Origin of the sequence: Vibrio genomosp. F10 str. ZF-129 (genome assembly GCF_000287055.2) — a bacterium.
In the GTDB taxonomy this organism is placed as follows: Bacteria; Pseudomonadota; Gammaproteobacteria; order Enterobacterales; family Vibrionaceae; genus Vibrio.
In genome coordinates this window covers 42674-49937 of record NZ_AJYQ02000068.1, presented here as the reverse complement: position 1 = coordinate 49937, position 7264 = coordinate 42674, and the positions used below count along the sequence as shown (strand labels likewise).

The 7264-nt window shown below is 44.1% G+C and carries 6 protein-coding genes; 3 read left to right on the top strand and 3 right to left on the bottom strand.

Going from position 1 to position 7264, the window contains the following annotated elements:
• Positions 1–91: 91 nt before the first annotated feature.
• Genes A1QO_RS07125 through A1QO_RS07115 form a run of 3 tightly spaced genes read right to left on the bottom strand, consistent with a single transcriptional unit; the run spans position 92 to position 3573 of the window.
• On the bottom strand, positions 92–1372 hold the full coding sequence (locus tag A1QO_RS07125; RefSeq protein ID WP_017040474.1) for an ABC transporter substrate-binding protein: 1281 nt from the start codon (positions 1370–1372) through the stop codon (positions 92–94).
• 16 nt (positions 1373–1388) lie between these two features.
• Positions 1389–2825, bottom strand: a complete 1437-nt coding sequence (locus A1QO_RS07120) for an ATP-binding protein (protein WP_017040475.1) — start codon at positions 2823–2825, stop codon at positions 1389–1391.
• Between the two features lie 43 nt (positions 2826–2868).
• Positions 2869–3573, bottom strand: a complete 705-nt coding sequence (locus tag A1QO_RS07115) for a response regulator (RefSeq protein ID WP_017033421.1) — start codon at positions 3571–3573, stop codon at positions 2869–2871.
• A gap of 719 nt (positions 3574–4292) precedes the next feature.
• Here A1QO_RS07115 and A1QO_RS07110 point away from each other — a divergent pair.
• The 3 genes from A1QO_RS07110 (at position 4293) to pgl (ending at position 7251) form a co-directional block, all read left to right on the top strand.
• Positions 4293–4556: a YdcH family protein gene (locus A1QO_RS07110; protein WP_026026572.1), complete on the top strand. Its 264-nt coding sequence runs from the start codon at positions 4293–4295 to the stop codon at positions 4554–4556.
• Between the two features lie 479 nt (positions 4557–5035).
• A complete protein-coding gene (gene zwf / locus A1QO_RS07105; RefSeq protein ID WP_017033419.1) occupies positions 5036–6538 on the top strand; it encodes a glucose-6-phosphate dehydrogenase in 1503 nt (500 codons plus the stop codon).
• A complete protein-coding gene (gene pgl / locus A1QO_RS07100; protein ID WP_017033418.1) occupies positions 6535–7251 on the top strand; it encodes a 6-phosphogluconolactonase in 717 nt (238 codons plus the stop codon). Before zwf ends, pgl begins: the two co-directional genes overlap by 4 nt.
• Positions 7252–7264 lie beyond the last annotated feature (13 nt).

Sequence of the window (7264 nt, the reverse complement as noted above, 5' to 3'; positions counted from 1 at the left end):
ATCAAATCAAATCAAATCAAATCAAATCAATCAAACTGTATTTTTGTTCTTATGGTTAGTCTTTGGTGTTGTCTATGCTTTTCCACATTTCTTAGTTGCTCTCGGCGATAGAGATGATCCGCTTAACGACTTCGTTCTCAGTGACGCTCGCATCGCGATAATAGCGGAAGATCTCTGAGTTGATGGCTTGTTGAGCCATTGGGTTTACGGCCATAGAATCCGTCATACTTGGTGCGGCCAAGCCATGCTCCATTGCATAGTTGAAGTCTTGATAGGATTGGATTTGGCAAGGGTTAAACGACGTAATATCAATATCAGAACGAACGGGTATTGATCCTTTAGCTTTATTGAATCGGGTTTGAAACGATTTGTCTGCAAGTATATTAGCTAATTCGATGGCGTCTTGTTGTGAGAAGTTTTTACTCTCCATAAAGATGAAGCTGTCCATGTTGTAGAGGTAAATGTTGTGTGACTGCGGTGCTGGATAACAACCGATATGAGAAGGAACAGAAACCCCAGCGGCCAGTAAATCGCCTAAAATCCAATCGCCGCCAAGCTGGAACAACGCTTTGTCATTCGCGAGTGCAGCGGTCGCCGTGTCCCACTTTTGATTAGCCAACGGCTCACCGTGAGATTCATTAAGTAACAGGCTTAAACGCCTTAATTGCTTAAGTGCATGACGCATCTGTATTGAATCAATATTGTTTCGGTTTAGATCCACTAAGGCGGTTTTGTAAAAATCGACACCACCTGATGCAATAACAAAACTTTCAAACAATTGGGCGATTTGCCACGGTTGTTCACCGATCGCCAGAGGAATAATCCCTTGCTGCTTGGCCCTGTGCATTGCATCAAACATGTCGGGCCAGGTTTTTGGTGTATCAAGCGCCAACTGATTGAGCAGACGATGATTTACCCATAGCCAATTTAACCTATGTAGTGTTAATGGTAGCGCCACGTACCCATTTTCAGTTTTATTGATGTTGACAGATAATGGGTAGAGCACATCATCCCACTCGTGCTTTAGAGCGACTTCATTGATGCTGTGTAAAATCCCGATGGCATCCCACGCCTTGATACTCGGTCCTTCTATTTGAGCAAAACTCGGCGTATTCCCTGCCAATGCTCGTGCTTGCAATACGGTCATCGCACTGTCACCGCCACCACCTAAAACAGAGGATGTAGTTATTTTTTGTGGTGATTGAGATAAATGTTCTTCGAGTATTGTCAGTGATTTTTTTTCACCATTTGACGTCCACCAATGTAAAAACTCAACCTCTGCCATTGCATGGAAGCTGGGCAATAGCAGACTGGTACCAAGTGCAGTCAAGGTACATAACGTCGTATAAGTGCCGCGATAAAAAAGTGTCATAGCGAATCTCTGGGAATTAATCTCTTGGAAACAGTAATGTGGCGCAAAGGCCACCGCGCTGGGTTATGGTTAGTTCAAGGCTGCCCCCATGGGCTTTGATGATGCTTTGAGAAATCGTTAGTCCTAAGCCATTACCTTCTTGATCTATGTCGGAAGCCGCTCGAAAATAGGGTTCACAGAGTTTTTCAAGGACGCGACTATCAACATCGGTCCCTTTATCTTCTATGGTTATTCGTAATTCTGTCACAGAATCAATAAGCAAAATGTTGGCCTTTTTACCGTATTTTAATGCGTTGTCGACCAAGTTCTGTATGCATCGCTTGATGGCTAAGGGCTTCCCAGCAAACGGGGCATTGGCGTGGCCATTAATGGTAACAAGACTTGGGTCTTCACATACGTACGAGGCGATATGGTGAAGCAACTGCTCAATATCAATGGGTTCAATCTCTTCGTGAATATCGGTTTCTTTAATGCATTGCAGTGCCCCTTTGACCATCAAATCTAAGTCATTGGTAATGCGAGTGAATCGCTCTCGTTCTTTGTCATCATCGAGCATTTCAGAGCGTAGTTTTAAGCAGGCAATAGGGGTTTTTAGATCGTGAGAAATAGCACCAAAGAGCATTTCTCGGTCTTTGATATGGCTATCAATCCTGCGGTTCATTTTGTTAAAGGCTCTAACCGCGGCTCTCAGTTCGGTACTGCCTTCCTCTTTCACTTCAGGTACTTTTAATCGTGTTGACATTAAGGTTGCCGCTTTTGCCAATTGTCTAATAGGGCGGATCTCTCGACGCACAACAAACCATGTGCAAAGCATCAATAACACAGCGGACAATAATAGGGTGAACCATTCACGCAGCTCAAAATAACTGGTTTCGAGTGCCGCATATGGGGCGGGTAATACTGCGGCTAAATAGAACCATTCGCCGCGGGCTACCTCAACTTGCATCACTAATATTGGCGGATTGAGATCGCCATAAGAAAGAGAATAGTGAGCCCATAATAGGGGGAGCCCGTCGATAGAGAGTTCATTGTTGAATACGCGTAAATCATCACGCAGGGTGAATTCCACTTTTATGTCTGGTGTTCCTTCCAGCTCATTGTGAAGGACAGATTCCACTTCATTAATAACAAGTGTTTTTCGTGCACTTTGAGGCAGCGGTTTCACCGGGATTTCATGGTTATTAAGTGAAACAAAAAATCGAGTCCCCCCCATACTGCGTAGCTGGTTAAGAACCAAATGGCGATATTCCGAAGGTAACGTTTGGAAAAAAGAAATGGTGGAAGAGGCACTGCGTGCCAAGCTATTAACGGTAGTAATTAGCCCTTGTTGGTCGCGTTTGCTTGAGTGCTGGTACCAAATTATACCCGCGAGAATTTGAGCCAACATAATCACCAGAAGTAAAAATAAGCTTGTGCGTACCGCTAACGAATTAGACCATAGCTTAGCTTTCATTGTGTTTAACCTTATTAGCACTGAGCATTATTGATAGCGCGCGTTATTCATAGATCGCGTTGGCGGTCAGCATGTAGCCCTTGTTGCGTACTGTGATAATGAGGGAACGATCCTTATCTTCTAGGTGATGACGTAACCGGCTGATTTGCACATCAATTCCTCTTTCTAGTGGTTCTGCTTCCCGCCCCCAAATCTCACGGGCGATATCATCTCTAGAAAGAATGGATTCAGCGTTACTTACGAACAGAGAAAGAAGTGTAAGATCGGCACCGCTGAGTTGCTTAACGGTGTCACTAGGTATATGAATGAGCTGACGGGTCACCGTATCTATCCGCCAGTCATCAAATCGAACTTTACGAGCTAATTTGGTGGGATTTGAAACGAGACTGCGACGTAAAATAGTTTTGATTCGAGCAAGCAACTCACGTGGGCTAAAGGATTTGGTAATGTAATCATCCGCGCCCATTTCTAGCCCTGCTACACGGTCTGCTTCCTCTGTGACCGCAGTCAGCATAATAATGGGCACATCAGATAAGCGTCGCAATCGCTGACACAAAGTAAAACCATCATCGCCAGGCATCATGATATCCAGAATAATTAAATCAGGCTGGTGGTTGCCTAAAATGCGCCACATTGCCTCGCCATTCTCAGCTCCGATAACCTCAAACCCCGCTCTTCCGAGGTAGTCAGTCAGCGCTTCACGCAGCTCCATATTATCGTCAACAACCAGAATTCGCTTACTATCCATACTGTTTGATCCATCGTGTTTTTGACAGAAAGTGTTATCAACGCATGGACAACTCGATACAATTTTCTGGCGCGATAAAAGCAGTCGGCTTTATAACAAGCAGCGGCTTGTTTAATCGGTAGTATTGCTCGTCTTGATAAGTGCTTTCACGTTGATAAATGTATTTGCGGATCGATAAGAGGATTTATGCCATTTAGGAAATAATCTTATCAATACAATGAATAGCATGATGCACTGACCCATTCGTGAACTCAATTGTTGTTAATGGAATTTGCCACTCGCAGAGCACTTTTTTTGTAAGTAAAAGCTTACAAAATCCTATTCATTTGTAACCTTCGCTTTTCAATCTTTCGATATGATCATTGGGTGTTCAGCAATTAGGCCGTTACAGCCGACATTCATTACAGCCGACATTGTTATGGCATGAATTATTACCAGCCATCTTTGGTACGCAGTCCGATAGTATAAAAACTGAAATACACGGAGTGCTAGCGATCTCCTGATCTTACCACCCCCCTATGTGCTAGACGTGCATTAGCAAATCAAATAATGCGCTATAGCATGCGGTAAGATTCCAGCCAACTCTTTGAACACGTCGTTCTTATGGGTTGGCTTTTTCGTTGTTGCTTTCGTTTTGGCTCAGGTTGTGTTTTGAACCACATTTTTGTCGGTCGAATGGCTCTACAATAGCGAAAGAATCAATGAAAGAGTGAATGCCGATGCTAAATGAAAACCATGCTTTTATCTTAGATTTCCCAGAGCTGAAATTAGACATTGTCCAGCTTAACCACGACGATCCCACCTTTAAAGCTGAGCTTCAGCGATATCATCAGTTAGATTACGATATTAGACAGTTAGAGATATCGGGCAGTCCTATCGACGACAACAGTATGCATACGCTCAAGCTCCAGCGAATGGAATTAAAAGACGCACTCTACGTTCAACTGACGAAACATCATGAACAGGCGGTGAGCAGTTCATAGTTTGTTTGTTCTGTGTTTCTGTTTTAGCTGAACGCTGTTTTGCTTTGCCACCGTGTTATTAAGCTTGTTTATTCTGCTGTGATAATGTGCGCAATCACACGCACATAAAGCTGATCCAAAAGAGTTCTAAGCCCATCCAATAAGCGTATTAAATGGATTAATACGCTTACATTCATGACTTCCCTAACTCCTTCAATGCGACGAAAACGATTCAATGAGCTGACGGTATGTTTCGATCTGTATTTTCCTGCTGCACGCCGAAATGAGAAAAAAACAGGACTTACCTCACAAACCTGACTTGATGTAAATCAATTTGTAATAGACAATACGCGCCCATATCTAGGTGACTTTTCAACTCTGTTACCAATCAACGTCATCGGTTTTATCTATCATTATGATAGGCAGAGCCTAGTATCTATTTAAGGATGTCGCTGTTACCTTTAGCGCATACTTAATACCTCGTTTGCAAAGGAAAGATGATGGTAATACCTGAAAATAGCAGCATCGTAATTTTTGGTGCTTCGGGCGATCTTACTTATCGTAAGTTGATCCCTGCTTTATACCACCTTTATGCAAATAATCAGTTACCAGAATCTTTTGCGATTCTTGGCGTAAGTCGAACTGATTATAGCGATGAATCTTACCGCTCCAAATTAAAGCAATCGCTTCAGGAAATGGAAAAAACCGAACCAGAAGTGTTGAATGCCTTTATCGAGCATCTGCATTACCAAGCAATTAACACCTCGGATGCAGAAGATTATGGTCGATTAGCAACGCGCTTAGAGCAAATCGAACAAGAGTATCAATTCGACAACCACAACACATTATTCTATCTGGCGACACCGCCTAGTTTGTACGGCGTTATACCTGCAAATTTAGCCAAACATGGCTTGAATGATGAGTCCAATGGTTGGCGTCGTCTTATTATCGAAAAACCTTTTGGTTATGATCTCGAATCAGCCCAGAAGTTAGATGAAGAAATTCATCATCACTTCAAAGAGCACCAGATTTACCGAATTGACCATTACCTAGGTAAAGAAACGGTTCAAAACCTTCTGGTTCTGCGCTTCTCTAACGCGATGTTCGAACCATTGTGGAACCGTAACTTCATTGATTACGTTGAAATCACAGGTGCTGAGTTCTTAGGTGTAGAAGAACGTGGTGGTTACTACGATGGATCGGGCGCGGTGCGTGATATGTTCCAAAACCATTTGCTGCAAGTTTTGGCAATGGTAGGGATGGAGCCGCCTGCACAAATCAATGCCGATTCAATTCGTGATGAAGTGGTGAAAGTGCTTCAGTGCTTGAAACCGCTTGAAGAAGAAAACCTGCGTAAAGACCTCGTGTTAGGTCAATACACCGCGTCAGACGTTCGCGGCCAGCACTTACTAGGCTATCGTGAAGAAAACGGCGTAGCTGATGACTCGCGCACTGAAACCTACATTGGTTTAAAAGCGTACATCAACAACTGGCGTTGGAACGGTGTTCCTTTCTATGTGCGTACGGGCAAGCGTTTACCAACGCGAGTGACTGAAATTGTGATTCACTTTAAGAACACGCCGCACCCTGTTTTCGGTCAAGATGCGCCTGAAAATAAACTGATTATCCGTATCCAACCGGATGAAGGCATTCAGATGAGTTTTGGTTTGAAAGAGCCAGGCGCAGGATTTAAAGCGAAAGAAGTGAAAATGAACTTCTCTTACTCTGACCTGCCAGAAACTCAGATGCTCACGGCTTATGAGCGTTTACTTCTTGATGCGCTAAACGGTGATGCGACCTTGTTTGCACGTACCGATGCGGTGGAAGCATGCTGGAAGTATGTGCAACCTATTCTAGATTTCAAACAAGATCCACAAGCACTGTTTGGTTATGCGTGCGGAACGTGGGGCCCTCAAGAAGCGTTTGAACTTCTGGAAAGAGACAATCGAGCATGGCGTTTCCCATGTAAAAACTTAACGGATACGGACTACTGCGAACTATGATCAATCACAAGATCTTTGCAACGCCAGAATTGGTCGTTGAAAACCTAGCAAACGAAATGAAAGCGTACAGCGAGCAGGGCAAACCTGTTCACATTTCATTGTCTGGTGGCAGCACGCCAAAAATGTTATTTCAGCTTTTAGCCGAGGCACCATATGCGGAAGGTATTCAATGGAATAACCTTCATTTCTGGTGGGGCGACGAACGTTGCGTAGCACCCGATGACGCTGAAAGTAACTTCGGTGAAGCCAACGCACTGCTATTTTCAAAAGTGAACTTGCCTGCTGGGAACATCCACCGCATCCGTGGTGAAGATGAGCCGAAAGCAGAAGCAGAGCGTTTTGCAAAAGAGATGAGCGATGTGATTCCAACTGAAAACGGAACGCCAGTGTTCGATTGGATTCTGCTAGGTGTTGGTGCCGATGGTCATACAGCGTCACTCTTCCCAGGCGTGACTGACTACCAAGATGAGAACCTATCTGTATTAGCTTCTCACCCAGAGTCGGGCCAGATCCGCGTTTCTAAGACGGCGAAAGTGTTAGAAGCCGCAAAACGAATCAGCTACCTAGTACTGGGTGCAGGTAAAGTTGAGATCGTTAAAGAAATTCATACAACACCTGCTTCAGAACTGCCTTATCCGGCAGCGAAAATCCAGTCTAAAACTGGTGAAACAGAGTGGTTCCTAGATTCAAATGCAGCAAGCGCTATCGCGTAATCGCGACTAGCCG